We start from the raw sequence: 15,748 nt of genomic DNA on the forward strand, positions 1-15,748 counted from the left end.
CCGCCGTTGGAGTCCCAGATCTGGACGGGAGTGCCGTTGGCGGTCTGACCGCCGGGGATCTCCAGGGCCCGGCCGCTGGCGACGTTGGTCAGGGTGTAGGAACCGTCGCCGTTCTGGCTGGCCCGCCAGTGCTGGTTGGCGCCGCCGCTGGAGTCCCACACCTGGGTCCTGGTCCCGTTGCCCGTCTGGTTGGCCGGCTGGTCGAGTGCCCGGCCGCTGGCGAGGTTGGTCAGCGTGTAGGAACCGTCGCTGTTCTGACTGGCCCGCCACTGCTGGTTGGAGGCGCCGCTCGCGTCCCACACCTGGAGCGGGGTGCCGTTGCCGTTCTGTCCCGCGGGCTCGTCGAGCACGCGCCCGGCGGCCGCGTCGGAGAGCGTGTAGGCGGTGCCGGAGGTGATGCCGCCCCCCGGCGTGCCACCGCCGCTCGAGGAGCCCACCGTGATGTTGGAGCTGCCGCTGCTCTGGTAGCCCTCGGTGGCCAGGATCTCGTAGTTCATGCTGCCGAGGTTCATTCCGGCCCGGGCCCACGCGTCGAAGTGGTTCGCGACGGTGATGGTGCCGCCGGTCCGCCTGGCCTGACGGACGCTCCAGTACTGGTTGAACGTCTTGGTGCCCTCGATCGAGGGGGCGTTGACACGCGTCGTCTCGTAGATGTCGTAGGTGCCGCCGTCACTGGTCACCGTGCCCTTGTACGCGCCGGTGGGCTTGTAGGACCCGTAGTTGTCGACGATGTAGTACTCGACGAGCGGGTTGGTGCTCCAACCGTAGAGCGACAGGTAGGCGTTGCCGTTGGTGCTCCAACTGCCGGAGTACGTCACCGGGTTGCGCGACCCGGTGCTCCAGCCCTTGCCGGCCACGAAGTTGCCGGCGTTGTTCCAGGAGGTGCCGTAGTTGCCGCCGCCGTTCAGGGACATCGAGGCCGAACCGGTGCCCTCGGTCCAGAACGAGTAGAAGTATCCGCCGTCGCTGCCGGTCTGGCTCGTACTGATGGTCGCGGCGTCGGCGGTGCCGGGCAGGATCAGGACGGCCGCGAGGGCCGGCGCGAGGAAGCGGGCCTTGCTGACCAGCCGCCGGAAGCGGCCGGCCGTGCGGCTCTTGGGGTGGGGAAGGTTCACGAGCGTGATCCGTCCTGTCGATGAGTGGGGGAAGGGGTGGGTGAAGGCCCTGCGCCACGGATGACCGCGAAGAATGGGTGGGCCGGACGGTGTCGCGCAGCGGCTGGGGGAACCGTCCGGCCATCAACATCGCTTCATCCGAAGCAAGTTCGCGAATGCGCCCCGGATCCAAGGCCATTCGGACTTGTCGACGGCGTCAGTGTTGGCCCGCCCTCGACGGGTTGTCAACACTTTCGGCGGCGAGAGCGAAAGTATCGCCATTCCTTTAGTCGCTTCCCGCCGGGAAATGCGCTGGCCAGGCGGGTGGCGGCCGTTGTGCGCCAAGTGGATTCGGCCAATACCTGGGGAATCCCCGCGATCGCCGGCGAGCGGAAGTAACTTTCAGCAGCAAGGATTTCGAAAGTTTCGATCGGCGTGTTCGGTGACTCCGGCGAAACCGCGCCCGCAGCAGGGCGAGCCGGCTTTCGACCCGCCCCGGTCAGTGCGACCGCGGCGCGCGGCGGGCGTCCTCGAGTTCGGCCAGTCCCTCCAGTGCTTCCTTGACCATGTCCGGCATGCGGTGCGCGCGGCCCAGCGCGACGGCGCGCTCGAAGCAGGACCTCGCCTGGGCCCACTCGCCGAAGTGCAGGTGGGCGTAGCCGGTCTGCACCAGGCAGTCGGCGCTGCCGGTGAAGTCCCCCAGGTGCTGGCGGATCCCGAGGGACTCCTCGAGCGCGGCCAGCGCGTCCTCGCGCCGGCCCAGCCCGCGCAGCGCGGCGCCGAGGCTGGCGAGGGCGCCGGCCACGGTGCGGGGGTTGTCGCCGTGCCGGCGCCAGAGGGCGAGCGAGCGGCGGAAGTGCTGTTCGGCGGCGGCGAAGTCGCCGGTCAGCCGCAGTGCCCTGGCCAGGGCGTCCTGGTACGGGGCCTCGCTCGCCTCGTCGCCGGTCAGCCGGTGCAGCCGCAGCGCCTCCCGCGCGTGGTCCAGGGCCCGGCACGGGTCCACCTGGGCGAGCGAGAGGTTGCCCGTGACGGCCGCCTGGCTGCGGACGTCGCCCAGGCGCTGGAACAGGGTCAGCGAGGCCTGCAGCGCCTCGACGGCCTGCTCGGTGCGGTCGGCCATGCCGTGGGTGGTGCCGATCCGGCGGAGCATCCAGGCCTGGCCGACCAGGTCGCCGTGCTGCTCGGCGCTGCGCAGCGCCAGGGCCAGGCAGTCGTCCAGCTCGCGGGTCCACCAGTAGCTGCGCGAGTAGCCCTGGAGCCAGCTGGCGAGCCGCCAGCTGAGGTCCGGGCGGGCGCTGTCCGCGGCCTGGCGGATCGCCTCATTGATGTTGGGCAGCTCCTGCACGCACCAGCGCAGCGCGTGCTCCGGGTCGCGGAACGTCGGAAGGGCGGCCGCAGGCGCCGTGTCCAGGCGCGGCGGCTCCTGGATGCCCAGGGTCATGGTGGCAGCCGCCGCTTCCAGGGCGGCCGCGTACCAGATCACCAGCCGCAGTCGGGCGGCCGCGCACTGCTCGGCCGGTTCCTCCTCGGCGGCGCACTGGGCCGCGTACTCGCCGAGCAGGTCGTGGAAGCGGTAGCGCAACGGCTCCGGGGTCTGCAGCAGGTGACCGTCCGCCAGCTGCTCGAGCAGGTCGCCGGTCTGCGGGGCCGGCCGGTCCAGCAGGGCGGCGGCGGCCTCGGTACCGAGCAGCTGGCCGGGCCACAGCCCGAGCAGCCGGAAGGCCCGGGCCGCCTCCCGCTCGACCTGGCGAGTGCTGTCCCGGATGGCGTGGTAGCTGGTGGCGAAAGTGGCGTGGACCGCCAGCCGCCCGACCGACAGGCCGTGCAGCCGCCCCTGCCCGTCGTCCAGCCGCTCCGCCAGGGTGGTCAGCGACCAGGCCGGACGGGCTGCGAGCCGGGCGCCGGCGATCCGCAGCGCGAGCGGCAGGCCCGCGCAGGCGGCGAGCAGGCGCAGCGCACCGTCCGGGTCCAGCTGCACCCGGTCCGGTCCGCAGACCGCGGCCAGGAAGGCCCGCTGGTCCTCCACGTCGAGCGGCTCCAGCGGCAGTTGCGCGGCCCCCGGCAGGTCGGTGAGGACGTTGCGGCTGGTGACGATCACCGCGCAGCGGCCGTTGCCCGGCAGCAGCGGCAGGACCTGGTCGGCGTCCCGGGCGTTGTCGAGCACCAGCAGGACCCGGCGCTCGGCGAGGACGGAGCGCAGCAGCGCGGCGCAGTCGTCGCCGTGCTCGGGGACCGGCCGGGCCGGGCCGCACGGCTGCAGCGCCGTCAGCATCGCGCCCAACAGCTCCTCCGCCTTGCGGGCGCCGCCGACGCCGAAGCCGCGCAGGTCCAGGTAGAGCTGGCCGTCGGGGTACTGAGCGCGCAGCTGCTGCGCCGCGTGCACGGCCAGCGCCGTCTTGCCGACGCCCCCCATGCCCGAGACCACCACGACGCGCGGGGCGCCGCTGCCCGGGCTCGGCCGCAGCGCCGCGGCCAGCTGCCGCAGCTCCTCCTGACGGCCGGTGAAATCGGCGACATCAGCGGGAAGCTGGGCCGGCGCACCGCTCCGTGCGGGGTCGGGACGGTCCGCCGATTCGGACCGGTCCGGGTCGGGACCGCCCGCCTGCCGGGACCGGTCCGGGTCGGCACGCAGCACCTGCTGGTGGATCGCCCGGACCTCGGCGCCGGGCTCGATGCCGAGCTCGTCGACCAGCGCACGGCGCAGTCGCTGGTAGACCGCCAGGGCCTCGGCCCGCTGGCCGGACCGCTCGAGCGCCAGCATCAGCTGACCGTGGAACGCCTCGCGCAACGGGTGCTCGACCACCAGCACCGACAGCTCCGGCACCAGTCCGGCCGCGTGCCCGAGCCGGATCTCCGCCTGGACCCGCCACTCCAGCGCCTGCAGCCTGGCTTCCTGCACGTGCTGACGCAGGGTCTGCGCCTGCGGCAGCTCCGGCAGTTCGGCCAGCGGCAGGCCGCGCCACAGGCCCGGCGCGGCACCGGTCTCGTGCCGGACCGCCGACCAGTCCGCGCGCAGCAGCGCCTCCCGGGCCCGGGCCGCGGCCTGCTCGAAGAGCCGGACGTCCAGCTCGTCCCCCGTGGTGTCCAGCAGGTATCCGAGCGACGTGGAGCGCAGCCGCGCACCGGCCTCGTCGGCGAGCACCGTGCGCAACCGGGCCACCGTGTTGTGCAGCGAGGCCGTTCGCCGAGGCCGGCGGCCGCTCCCCCCAGAGCGCGGCCTTCAGCCGGTCCGCCGGCACCGGCCGGCCCGCCTCCAGCAGCAGCACGGCCAGCAGCGTGCGCATGTTGTGGCCGTTGACAGCCTGCTCCTCGCGGTCCACCCAGACAGCGAGCGAGCCGAGCACGCCGAAACGCATGTTGATCCCCCCGGGTCCGACCCACCACCCTCCCGGTCCCGTGGTGCGGTCACGATCAGCCTAGCGTTGCCACCAGCGGCTCCGTGGTGGCCTGCAGTTGGCCCGGTGTCAGCCGTCCGGACGGCCTGTGACCGGAGCCGGCCTGCCAGAGTTCCGCCATGACCTACGACGCCCTGCTCTGCGACCTCGACGGTGTGCTGCGCCACTGGCCCACCCCCGGCCACGCCGACCTGGACCAGCGCCACGGCCTGCCGCCCGGCACGCTGGCCGCCACCGCCTTCGCCCCCGAGCGGTTGCTCCCCGCGATCACCGGCCGGGTGACCGACGAGCAGTGGCGGGCGGGGGTGGCCGAGGCGCTGGCCGAGCGCCACGGACCGCCGGCCCGCCAGGCGGTCGCCGACTGGTCGGCCGTCGAGCCGCGGGTCGACACCGAGTTGGTCGCACTGCTGGAGCAGGTCCGCGGGCGGCTGCGCCTGGTGCTGGTCACCAACGCCACCACCCGGCTGGAGGCCGACCTGGCCCGCCAGGGCCTGGACCGGCTGCCGCACGCGGTGCTGAACACCGCCCGGGTCGGCGCCGCGAAACCCGACCCCCGGGTCTACCGGCTCGCGGCCGAACTGGCCGGCGCGGACCTGCACCGCTGCCTGTTCGTCGACGACACCGCCGCCAACGTCGAGGCGGCCCGCACCCTCGGCATGCCGGCCCACCACTACCGGGGCATCGCCGCACTGCGCACCCTGCTCGGCGCCTCCTAGGAGCTGTCTGGCCGGCCCCTGTCGGATCAGCGCCCGGCTCGGGGAGGGCCGGAACCGGCGCGGATGGTGAGACAGGCCCTCCTCACGCCCCCGTGCCCTGGGGCGGGTTCCGCTCGTTGGGGAGGGGGTGATGATGCCCATGCCTGTGACTGGGCCCGCCACTCGGCAGGTTCTGATCGCAGAAACGATTCTGCTGGACGGCGCCACGCCGATCTACGAGGCCCTCACCGCCGCCTGGCGGGCCCAGGGGCGCTGCCTGCCCGGGCGGCCCGACGCGCTCTGGGAGCTGTTACCCGCCGACCCCGGCCCCCCGCCTCCAGCGCGCTGACCCCGCCCGGGAACCGCAGCGGCCCCGGCTGCGTTCTGGACGATCGGAGGGCACCGACAGGGGTGGAGGATGAGGTCATGAGCGTGGCCCTGACCAAGGGTGACACCGTCTCGCTGACCCGGCTGGCCCCGGGCCTGCGCGCGCTGCGCGTCGGCCTGGGCTGGACGGCGGACGCGGAGTACGACCTGGACGCGAGCGCCCTGCTCTGCGACCGGTCCGGCCGGATCCTCTCCGACCGGTACGTCGTCTTCTTCAACAACCGCACCAGCCCGGACGGCGCGGTCCGCCATCTCGGCAGGATCGCGGAGGGTGGCGAGGGCGGCGCGGCGGGCCCAGGCCAGGACCGCGAGCGGATCGAGGTCGAGCTGGACCGGCTGCCGCCCGAGGTCGAGCGGATCGTCCTGGCGGTCGCGATCTACCAACCGGAGCGGCACGGCCAGCGGTTCGACCGGGTGCGCGAGGCGTTCGTCCAGGTCACCGACCCGGTCGGGGGCGCCGAGCTGGCCCGCTTCGAGCTCACCGACGGCGCCGACGGCGCGACAGCGGTGGTCTTCGGCCTGCTCCACCGCGCCGGCCCGGACTGGAAGTTCCGCGCCGTCGGCCGGGGCTACGCCACCGGGCTGGCGGGGATCGCCCAGGAGCACGGCCTGGGGCTGGCCGGCGCGCCGGCCCCCACCACCGCCGCACCCACCCCGGCCGCGCCCGCCGCACCACGCACCACCACTGCGACACCTACTACCGCCGCACCGACCACCGCCGCGCCCGCCCAGGCCGGCCCGCCCACGGGGAGCCCCACCATGACCTGCTTCTTCGACCCCAACCACGGCCCGGGTTCGGCGGTGGTCCTCTGGTCGCCGCAGTGGGGCGTCCCGCGGCAGATCCAGTCCTGCCCGGCCTGCGCCCAGCGGGTGCAGACCACCCCGCCGCCGTTCTACACCCCGCAGCAGCAGGGCTACGCCCAGCCGCAGGGGTACCCGCAGCCCCAGGGCTACCCGCAGGGCTACCCCCAGGCGCAGGGCTACCCGCAGCAGGGCCACCAGGGCTACGGGACCGGCGCGCTGATCGGCGCCGGCGCGGCCGGCCTGATCGGCGGCGCACTGCTCGCCGAGGCCTTCGACGACGACGAGCCGCGCGTGGTGGTGAACGAGTACAACGAATACAACGAGTACAACAACGACGACGACGGCGACTTCTTCTAGATCACCCGTAGTTCTGGAGCACCCGTAGCGCGCCCAGAACGCGGACAGCGCCCGAGCGCCCGGCAGGGGCCGGTCCACCAGGACCGGCCCCTGCCGGTGCCAGGACTTTCACGACTTCCCCGACTCACCGACCGGCCCGGGTGTCGGAGAGCCCCCGGGACGAGATATCTTGATATCAAGACGTTGTAGCCGAAGCGGAGCACCGATGACTGACTCGACCATCATCTACACGCACACCGACGAGGCCCCGGCCCTGGCGACCTATTCCTTCCTGCCGGTGGTCCAGGCGTACGCCTCGACGGCGGGCGTGGCAGTGGAGACCCGCGACATCTCCCTGGCCGGGCGCATCATCGCGCACTTCCCGGAGCGGCTGGAGGAGGGTCAGCGGATCTCCGACGCGCTGGCCGAACTGGGCGAGCTGGCCAAGACCCCGGCCGCCAACATCATCAAGCTGCCGAACATCTCGGCCTCGGTACCGCAGCTCAAGGCGGCCGTCGCCGAGCTGCAGGCCCAGGGCTACGCGCTGCCGGACTACCCGGACGACCCGAAGACCGACGAGGAGCGCGACATCCGCGCCCGCTACGACAAGGTCAAGGGCAGCGCGGTCAACCCGGTGCTGCGCGAGGGCAACTCGGACCGCCGCGCCCCGCTGTCGGTGAAGAACTACGCCAAGGCCCACCCGCACCGGATGGGTGCCTGGAGCGCCGACTCCAAGACCAACGTCGCCACCATGGGCGTCAACGACTTCCGCCACACCGAGAAGTCGGCCGTGATCACCGCCGACGGCGCGCTGAAGATCGAGCTGGTCGCCGCCGACGGCAGCACCACCGTGCTGCGCGAGTCGGTCCCGGTGCTGGCCGACGAGGTGGTCGACGCCTCGGTGATGCGCGTCGCCCCGCTGCGCGAGTTCCTGGCCGCCCAGGTGGCCCGGGCCAAGGCCGAGGGCGTGCTCTTCTCGGTCCACCTCAAGGCCACCATGATGAAGGTCTCCGACCCGATCGTCTTCGGCCACGTGGTCCGCGCCTTCTTCCCGAAGACCTTCGCGCAGTTCGGCCCGGCGCTGGAGGCGGCCGGCCTGAACCCGAACAACGGCCTGGGCGGCATCCTGGCCGGCCTGGACGCGCTGCCGCAGGGCGCCGAGATCAAGGCCTCCTTCGAGGCCGAGCTGGCCGAGGGCCCGGCGCTGGCCATGGTCGACTCCGACAAGGGCATCACCAACCTGCACGTGCCGTCCGACGTCATCGTCGACGCCTCGATGCCGGCCATGATCCGCACCTCCGGCCACATGTGGGGCCCGGACGGCGAGGAGGCCGACACCCTGGCCGTGCTGCCGGACAGCAGCTACGCGAGCGTCTACCAGGTCGTCATCGACGACTGCCGCGCGCACGGCGCCTTCGACCCGGCCACCATGGGCTCGGTGCCCAACGTCGGCCTGATGGCCCAGGCCGCCGAGGAGTACGGCAGCCACGACAAGACCTTCGAGATCCCCGCCGACGGCACCGTGCGCCTGGTCGACGCCTCCGGCGCCGTGGTGCTGGAGCAGCCGGTCTCGGCCGGCGACATCTTCCGCGCCTGCCAGACCAAGGACGTGCCGATCCGCGACTGGGTCAAGCTGGCCGTCTCCCGGGCCCGCGCCACCGGCTCCCCGGCCGTCTTCTGGCTGGACGAGACCCGGGCGCACGACGCCAACCTGATCGCCAAGGTCAAGCAGTACCTGCCGGAGCACGACACCGAGGGCCTGCAGATCGAGATCATGGCGCCGGCCGAGGCCACCGCCTTCTCGCTGGAGCGGATCCGCCGCGGCGAGGACACCATCTCGGTCACCGGCAACGTGCTGCGCGACTACCTGACCGACCTGTTCCCGATCCTGGAGCTGGGCACCAGCGCCAAGATGCTCTCGGTGGTCCCGCTGATCAACGGCGGCGGCCTGTTCGAGACCGGCGCCGGCGGCTCCGCCCCCAAGCACGTGCAGCAGCTGGTCAAGGAGAACTACCTGCGCTGGGACAGCCTGGGCGAGTTCTTCGCGCTGGCCGCCAGCTTCGAGCACCTGGCCGCCTCCACCGGCAACGCCCGCGCCCAGGTGCTGGCCGACACCCTGGACCGGGCCACCGGCACCTTCCTGGAGAACGACAAGTCCCCGGCCCGCCGGGTCGGCCAGATCGACAACCGCGGCAGCCACTTCTACCTGGCGCTGTACTGGGCCCAGGAGCTGGCCAAGCAGACCGAGGACGCGCAGCTGGCCGCGGCCTTCGCCCCGCTCGCCAAGACCCTGACCGAGCAGGAGGAGGCGATCGTCGCCGAGCTGATCGCGGTCCAGGGCGCGCCGGTCGAGCTGGGCGGCTACTACCAGCCGGACCCGGCCAAGGCCGCCGCCGTCATGCGTCCGTCCGCCACCTTCAACGAGGCGATCGCGACCCTCGGCTGACCAGATCGCGGGCCAGCTCGCGGCTGACCAGCGGCAGCGGCCGCTCCAGGACCACGGTCCGGGGGCGGCCCGCTGCCGTTCCGGCCACCGGGCGGCGGCGCGCGACGGCGGCCGGCACGGGCACCGCGACCAGCAGCGCCACGGTCAGCAGCAGGTAGGAGTTGGCGCCCAGGAAGCCGCCGAGGCCGCTCGGCGGGCCCTTCCAGAGCCAGACCAGGCCGCTGGTCAGCACCACGTAGACGGCCGCCGAGCCGCCCAGCAGCAGTCGCCGGCGCGCCGGCTGAGTGGCCTTCAGCCCGCCGTCGGCCAGCGCCAGCAGCGCGGGCAGCGCCCAGACCAGGTGGTGCACCCAGGTGATCGGGCTGACCAGGCAGGAGGCCAGGCCGGTGAGCGCGAAGCCGGTCCACTGGTCGCCGCACCGGTCGGCCCGCCGGGCCCGGTGGGCCCAGACCGTCAGCACCAGCAGCACCGCCGCCGCCCAGACCGCCTTGGACGGCGAGTTGGGCGCCAACCGGGCCAGCATGCCCTGCAGCGACTGGTTGGAGATGTAGCCGAGGTTGCCGACCCGGCTGGTGTCCCACAGCGCCTGGTGCCAGAAGAAGTGCGAGGCGCCCGGGGCCACCGCCTGCCCGAGCAGGGTGGCCCCGAGCGCGCTGCCGACGGCCACCAGCGCGGCCCGGTAGCGCCGGGTGATCACCAGGTAGCCGATGAAGACCGCCGGGGTGAGCTTGACCGCCGCGGCCAGGCCGATCCCGACCCCGGCGAACCGGCCGCCGCGGCTCAGCCGGCGGCAGTCGGCGAAGACCATGGCCATCAGCAGCAGGTTGATCTGGCCGAAGCTGAAGGTGTCCCGCACCGGGTTGAGCACCGCGAAGGCGACGGCGGCCAGCCCGAAGGCGAAGCCGCGGTTCCAGCCCTGCCGGCGGGCGATCGGGTCGACCAGCCAGTACAGCAGGGCGCCGGTGGCCAGCACGTTGAGCGTGGTGGCGATGGCGATCGCGGTGTGCCAGCCGACCAGCGCCATCGGCAGCATGCACAGCGCCGCGAACGGCGGGTAGGTGAACCCGTAACCGGTGCCCGGGCGCTGGTAGTCGTAGATGTTGCCGCCGTGGGTCCAGTGCTGCACCGTGCCGTAGTAGACACCCACGTCGAACCAGCCGCGGTGGCCCGGGATGACCGCGAGGAAGACCCCCGCGAGCACTGCCAGCACTGCCAGTGACGCTATCTGACGCAGGGTCAAAACTGCTCCGTCCGAAGCCCGGTGATCAGCCAAAGGCAGCACACTACGGCCACCGCCAGGGCGCCGCCCGCCACCGCCAGAACCAACTGCTCGCGGCTGGGCATGAATCCGTCCGGCACCACGACGAGCGCCAGCAGGCCGCTGATCGCCGGCGCCCAGCGGCGCACCCGCCCCTCCGGTGCGGCGGCGGCGATCAGCACCACGCCCCAGAGCGCGTACCAGGGGCGGATGGCCGGCCCGAGCGCCACCACCACCGCCAGCCCCAGCCCCAACGCGTAGACCACGCCCAGGCCTTGCCGACGCACCCGGGCGGCCAGCGCGGTGACGGCGGCGGCCGCGGCGGCCAGGCCCACCCAGCGCCAGACCGCGGTCGCCAGGTCGGCCAGGCCCGGCAGCAGCGCGCCGCAGGCCCGGCCGAGCGCGCTGGTCAGCGACCAGCTGCCGGCCGAGACCGGTACGGCCAGCGCGTGCACCCAGCCGTAGCCGGTGCCGGTGACCAGGGTGACCACCACGGTGGTCGCGCCGCAGACCGCGCCGGTGCACAGCAGCGCCCGCGGCAGCCGCCCGCGGCCGGCCAGTCGGTGCTGCCAGAGCAGCGCTATCGCCAACAGGCCCATCGCAGCCGGGAGTTTGACCAGCGCCGCCAGGGTGACCAGCACCGCGCCGAGCATCGGGTAGCCGCGCCGGGTGACCACCAGGCCCGCCACCAGCAGCCCCAGCAGCACCGCGTCGTTGTGCGCCCCGGCGACCAGGTGGAAGAGCAGCAGCGGGTTGAGCGCGCCGAGCCAGAGCGCGGCGGCCGGGTCCACCCCGCAGGCCCGCGCCAGCCGGGGCAGCAGCGCGGCCAGCAGGCCGATGCCCAGCAGGGCCACCACCCGCAGCCCGACCACCCCGGCGCCCAGCCCGCCGCCGGTGATCCGCTCGATGGCGCGGGCCAGCAGCAGGAAGACCGGCCCGTACGGCGCCGGGGTCTGCTGCCAGACGCCGGGCACCTGGGCGGCCAGCGGTCCGCCGAGCGCGGCCGGGCCGTGCGCGTAGACGTCCACCCCGGCGCGCACCAGCGCGCCCTGGGCGAGGTAGCTGTACACGTCACGGCTGAACAGCGGCGGGCCCAGCACCAGCGGCGCGGCCCACCAGGCCAGCGTGCGGCGCAGCCAGCTCGAGGTGGGCCGGTCGGCCGCCTCGGAGCCGCGCAGCGTCAGGCCGAGCAGCAGCCAGGCGGCTATCAGCAGCACCATGCCGAAGTAGGCGAGGAAGAGGCCGAGATCGGCCAACAGCCTGGGGGCGCCAACCGGTCCGGCCCCGGAGGCCAGGCCGCCGACCGCCAGCACCACGGAGCCGGCCAGCCCGAGCAGGCGGCAGCGGCGTGGATCGGCGGTCACGCCCCAGTACGGCATGCGGGGAACGCTGGCGCGGCGTCATGTCGGCAGCACGTCCTGGGGTTGGCCGCCGCGTGACGAGCAGGCGTCGGGTTCTGGCGTGGTCCAGGCATTCGCCGGGTGCACATCTGGACTCCGTCGGCTGGCAACTTCCACGCCAGGCTGGGCGGCGAGAAATCCGGATGCCAGGCCGTTCGCCTCCCACTCGACCGTTCGACGGAGAGTTCGCCATGACCGTTGCCCCCGTGCGCCCCGCCGACTTCGAGCTCGGCGCACCCTCCCGCTACGTGTTGCGCTTCGCCACCGACGCCACCCAGGTGCGCGCCGCCCAGGCGCTGCGCCACCAGGTCTTCGCCGAGGAGATGGGCGCCGTGCTGCACAGCCCGGTGCCCGGCCTCGACGTGGACTCCTTCGACGAGTTCTGCGACCACCTGCTGGTGGTCGACCAGGAGACCGAGCAGGTGGTCGGCACCTACCGGCTGCTGCGCCCCTCGCAGGCCAAGCGGGCCGGCCGCCTCTACTCGGACGGCGAGTTCGACCTGGCCAACCTGGCCGGGCTGCGCTCCGACGTGGTGGAGGTCGGCCGCTCCTGCATCAGCGCCGAGCACCGCGGCAACGGCGCGGTGATCAACCTGATGTGGGGCGGCATCGCCCGCTACATGGTCGAGTCCGGCCACAGCTGGCTGACCGGCTGCTGCTCGGTGCCGCTGGCCGACGGCGGGGCCACTGCCGCCGGGGTCTGGGACGCGGTGTCGGCCAAGCACCTGGCGCCCGCCGAGTACCGGGTCGCGCCGCACCGGCGGTGGGACCCGGCCGGGGTCGAGCGGACCGGGCGGGTCCCGGTGCCGGCCCTGCTGCGCGGCTACCTGCGGCTGGGCGCCTGGATCGGCGGGATGCCCGCGCACGACCCCGACTTCGGGGTGGCCGACCTGCTGGTGCTGCTCTCGCTGCACCGCACCGACCCGCGCTACCTGCGGCACTTCCTGGGCTCGGCGTGACCACCGCCGCCGAGGCCGGCCCCTGGCTGCCCACCGCGCCCTGCACCCCGCAGGGCTGCGTGGCCGCAGCCGCCCACCGGGTCGGGCCGGCCCGCCAACTGCTGCGCGCCGTCTCGGCGCTGACGGTGCTCCTCACCGGCGTCGCGCTCGCCCCGGTGGTCCGCCGGCTGCCCGCCGGGCCGCGGGAGCGGGCGATCCGGCTGTACGGGCGGGCCCTGCTGGCCGGCTTCGGGGTGCGGGTGCGGGTGCACCGGATGGCACCGGTGGACCGCGCGCCGGCCGCCGGCGGGGCCGGGACCCTGCTGGTCTCCAACCACGTCTCCTGGCTGGACATCCTGCTGGTCATCGCGGTCCGGCCCGGCCGGATGCTGGCCAAGAGCGAGGTCGGCGGCTGGCCGCTGCTCGGGCCGCTCGTCGCCCGGGCCGGCACGGTCTTCCTGGACCGCGAGCGGCTGCGGGCGCTGCCCGGCGCAGTGGCCGAGGTGCGCACGGCGCTGACGCGTGGGGAACGGGTGGTGGCCTTCCCGGAGGGCAGCACCTGGTGCGGCCGGGCCGGCGGCCGGTTCCGCCCGGCGTTCTTCCAGGCCGCGGTGGACAGCGGTGCGCAGGTCCAGCCGATGGCGGTGCGCTACCGGCTGGCCGACGGGACGCCCACCACCGCACCGGCCTTCGTCGGCGACGACGGCCTGGTCGGCTCGCTGCGCCGGGTGCTGGCGGCACGCGGGTTGGTGGCGGAGGCGGTCTTCGCGCCGCCGCTGACCGCGGGCCCGCACGCCGGCCGGCGGGAGCTGGCCCGGGCCGCCCAGGCGGCGGTGCAGTTGGCGGCCGCGCTGCCGCCGGTGGCCGGACCCCAGGGCCGGGCAGCAGCGCCCGACCCGTCCCACCCGGGATTCTGCGCGGTGCCGGCGGTGGCGCGGCCGCGCGGCGGGCGAGCCCGAGCCGGCGGCCCGCCCCTCCCCCGCCCGGCTGCCGCGGACGGTGCCGCGCGCCTCCTGGCCGCCACCGAGCGCCGGCCGGTCTCCTGACGCAGTGTTGACGCTTTGCTTGCGCCCCCGACCCTTGGGCCCGTCTCACCTGGCGGACGCTTGGGCCGGACCGGATTTTCTTCCGGTCCGGCGGCCCGGCGGGCACGTTTCGCTGCCCCGGCGGCGCTCGGCGCGGACATATTCCGGACCGGACCGCCGCCCGCCGGAACGGGCCCGTGTCGAGGGCTGGAACGGATTTCGCCCGCCCGCGCGGCGCCCGTAGCGTGACGGTCCTGACCAGCGAGAGGGACCGACCGTGACCACTGCCCCGACTGCCCCGACCTCCGGCGCCGGCGAGCTGACCGGCGGACTCGACGGCGTCCGGCTGGCCGCGATCGCCCGCACCCACGGCACCCCGTCCTGGGTCTACGACGCCGAGCGGATCCGCACCCAGATCGCCAAGCTGCGGCAGTTCGACACCATCCGGTTCGCCCAGAAGGCCTGCTCCAACACCCACGTGCTGCGTCTGATGCGCGAGCAGGGCGTACAGGTGGACGCGGTCTCGCTCGGCGAGCTGGAGCGCGCGCTGCTGGCCGGCTACCAGGTCGGCGGGGCCGCCGAGCCGGTGGTACTCACCTGCGACCTGCTGGACCGGCCCACCCTGGCCCGGGTGGTCGAGCTGGGCGTGCCGGTCAACGCCGGCTCGCCGCAGATGCTGGAGCAGCTGGGCCAGGCGAGCCCCGGGCACCCGGTCTGGCTGCGGATCAACCCCGGCTTCGGCCACGGCCACAGCCGCAAGACCAACACCGGCGGCGAGCAGAGCAAGCACGGCATCTGGCACGAGCACCTGCAGCAGAGCCTGGACCTGATCGACCGTCACCGGCTGGACCTGGTCGGCCTGCACATGCACATCGGCTCCGGGGTGGACTACGGCCACCTGGAGGCGGTCTGCGAGACCATGGTCAAGCAGGTCCGGCTCGCCGGGCGCGACGTCCGGGCGATCTCGGCGGGCGGCGGCCTCTCGGTGCCGTACGCGCCGGGCCAGCCCGAGGTGGACACCGACCGCTACTTCCGGCTCTGGGACTCGGCGCGCCAGGAGCTGGTGCGCGAGCTGGGCCACCCGGTCCGGCTGGAGATCGAGCCTGGCCGCTTCCTGGTGGCCGGGGCGGGCGTGCTGGTCAGCGAGGTGCGGGCGCAGAAGCCGGTGGGCAGCAACCACTTCGTGCTGGTCGACGCCGGCTTCAACGACCTGATGCGCCCGGCGATGTACGGGGCCAGCCACCGGGTCTCGGTGCTGACCCCCGAGGGTGCCGCGCGCGGCGGCACCGAGCGGGACGCCGTCCTGGCCGGGCCGCTGTGCGAGTCGGGCGATGTCTTCACCCAGCTGGCCGGCGGCGAGGTCGAGCCGGTCCCGCTGCCGCGGGCCGAGATCGGCGACCTGGTGGTCTTCCACGACACCGGCGCCTACGGGGCGAGCATGTCCTCCACCTACAACTCCCGCCCGCTGATCCCCGAGGTGCTGGTCGACGGCGAGAGCACCCGGCTGATCCGCCGCCGCCAGACCGTCCAGGACCTGCTCGCCCTGGAGACGGGCCTCTAGGAAGGTCTAGGCCACCCCGAACGGGCGGAACTGCACGCTGATCCGCGGGCCCACCGGACGGGTGGTCTTGGGCACCGCGTGCTCGAAGGTGCGCTGGCAGGACCCGCCCATCACCAGCAGGTCGCCGTGCCCCAGCGGATAGCCGACCGCCGCCCCGCCGCCGCCGGCCGGGCGCAGCAGCAGCTGGCGCGGCTCGCCGACCGAGACGATGGCCACCATGGTGTCCGCCACCGCGCCGCGCCCGATCCGGTCGCCGTGCCAGGCCACGCTGTCCCGCCCGTCCCGGTAGTAGCACAGGCCGGCCGAGACGAAGGGCTCGCCCAACTCGCCCCGGTAGTGCGCGCTGAGCACCTCCCGGGCCTCGCTCAGCAGCGGGTGCGGCAGCGGCTGCCCGGCCCCGTAGGAGGCG

The 15,748-nt window shown here is 74.1% G+C and carries 11 protein-coding genes; 6 read left to right on the forward strand and 5 right to left on the reverse strand.

The window, feature by feature from the left end:
* Both C7C46_RS36890 and C7C46_RS29035 read right to left on the reverse strand, forming a co-directional pair.
* Positions 1 to 1,067 (reverse strand): glycoside hydrolase family 11 protein (locus C7C46_RS36890; RefSeq protein WP_110672912.1); only part of this gene is annotated, 1,067 nt, incomplete at its 3' end.
* Between the two features lie 526 nt (positions 1,068 to 1,593).
* Positions 1,594 to 4,236, reverse strand: a complete 2,643-nt coding sequence (locus tag C7C46_RS29035) for an AfsR/SARP family transcriptional regulator (protein ID WP_245985129.1) — start codon at positions 4,234 to 4,236, stop codon at positions 1,594 to 1,596.
* Positions 4,237 to 4,608: 372 nt separating this feature from the next.
* Here C7C46_RS29035 and C7C46_RS29040 point away from each other — a divergent pair, with 372 nt between their 5' ends.
* The 3 genes from C7C46_RS29040 to C7C46_RS29055 all read left to right on the forward strand — a co-directional run bounded on the left by C7C46_RS29040 (position 4,609) and on the right by C7C46_RS29055 (position 9,157).
* Positions 4,609 to 5,205, forward strand: coding sequence for an HAD family hydrolase (locus tag C7C46_RS29040; protein WP_110672901.1), 597 nt, complete (start codon positions 4,609 to 4,611; stop codon positions 5,203 to 5,205).
* Positions 5,206 to 5,610: 405 nt separating this feature from the next.
* Entirely contained in the window at positions 5,611 to 6,732 is a 1,122-nt protein-coding gene (locus tag C7C46_RS29050; RefSeq protein ID WP_110672903.1) for a TerD family protein, read from the forward strand.
* Between the two features lie 205 nt (positions 6,733 to 6,937).
* The gene (locus tag C7C46_RS29055) at positions 6,938 to 9,157 is read left to right on the forward strand and encodes an NADP-dependent isocitrate dehydrogenase (RefSeq protein ID WP_110672904.1); all 2,220 of its coding nucleotides are present in this window, start codon (positions 6,938 to 6,940) and stop codon (positions 9,155 to 9,157) included.
* Here the strand turns inward: C7C46_RS29055 and C7C46_RS29060 are convergent.
* Both C7C46_RS29060 and mptB read right to left on the reverse strand, forming a co-directional pair.
* Complete coding sequence (locus C7C46_RS29060) at positions 9,129 to 10,397, reverse strand: glycosyltransferase family 87 protein (protein ID WP_110672905.1); 1,269 nt, start codon at positions 10,395 to 10,397, stop codon at positions 9,129 to 9,131. The two genes, C7C46_RS29055 and C7C46_RS29060, sit on opposite strands and share 29 nt — an antisense overlap.
* Positions 10,394 to 11,794: a polyprenol phosphomannose-dependent alpha 1,6 mannosyltransferase MptB gene (gene mptB, locus C7C46_RS29065; RefSeq protein WP_110672906.1), complete on the reverse strand. Its 1,401-nt coding sequence runs from the start codon at positions 11,792 to 11,794 to the stop codon at positions 10,394 to 10,396. The genes C7C46_RS29060 and mptB overlap by 4 nt, the downstream gene beginning before the upstream one ends.
* A 212-nt stretch (positions 11,795 to 12,006) precedes the next feature.
* Between mptB and C7C46_RS29070 the strand changes: the two genes are divergently transcribed.
* From C7C46_RS29070 to lysA, 3 genes are all read left to right on the forward strand, one after another.
* Entirely contained in the window at positions 12,007 to 12,774 is a 768-nt protein-coding gene (locus C7C46_RS29070; protein ID WP_110672907.1) for a GNAT family N-acetyltransferase, read from the forward strand.
* Positions 12,771 to 13,799 (forward strand): lysophospholipid acyltransferase family protein, encoded by a 1,029-nt coding sequence (locus C7C46_RS29075; protein WP_245985123.1) that lies wholly within the window; start codon positions 12,771 to 12,773, stop codon positions 13,797 to 13,799. The genes C7C46_RS29070 and C7C46_RS29075 overlap by 4 nt, the downstream gene beginning before the upstream one ends.
* A 256-nt stretch (positions 13,800 to 14,055) precedes the next feature.
* Positions 14,056 to 15,339, forward strand: coding sequence for a diaminopimelate decarboxylase (gene lysA / locus C7C46_RS29080; protein ID WP_110672908.1), 1,284 nt, complete (start codon positions 14,056 to 14,058; stop codon positions 15,337 to 15,339).
* 6 nt (positions 15,340 to 15,345) lie between these two features.
* Here the strand turns inward: lysA and C7C46_RS36895 are convergent.
* On the reverse strand, positions 15,346 to 15,748 hold a 403-nt coding region (locus C7C46_RS36895), incomplete at its 5' end, for an alpha-ketoglutarate-dependent dioxygenase AlkB (protein WP_245985126.1).

This window comes from Streptomyces tateyamensis (genome assembly GCF_003205575.1).
Classification (GTDB): Bacteria; Actinomycetota; Actinomycetes; order Streptomycetales; family Streptomycetaceae; genus Kitasatospora; species Kitasatospora tateyamensis.

Bases quoted from the DNA above. Each gene is read 5' to 3' on its own strand.
- C7C46_RS29040 (WP_110672901.1), top strand. From the start codon at position 4,609: ATGACCTACGACGCCCTGCTCTGCGACCTCGACGGTGTGCTGCGCCAC.
- C7C46_RS29050 (WP_110672903.1), top strand. From the start codon at position 5,611: ATGAGCGTGGCCCTGACCAAGGGTGACACCGTCTCGCTGACCCGGCTG.
- C7C46_RS29055 (WP_110672904.1), top strand. From the start codon at position 6,938: ATGACTGACTCGACCATCATCTACACGCACACCGACGAGGCCCCGGCC.
- mptB (WP_110672906.1), bottom strand. From the start codon at position 11,794: ATGCCGTACTGGGGCGTGACCGCCGATCCACGCCGCTGCCGCCTGCTC.
- C7C46_RS29070 (WP_110672907.1), top strand. From the start codon at position 12,007: ATGACCGTTGCCCCCGTGCGCCCCGCCGACTTCGAGCTCGGCGCACCC.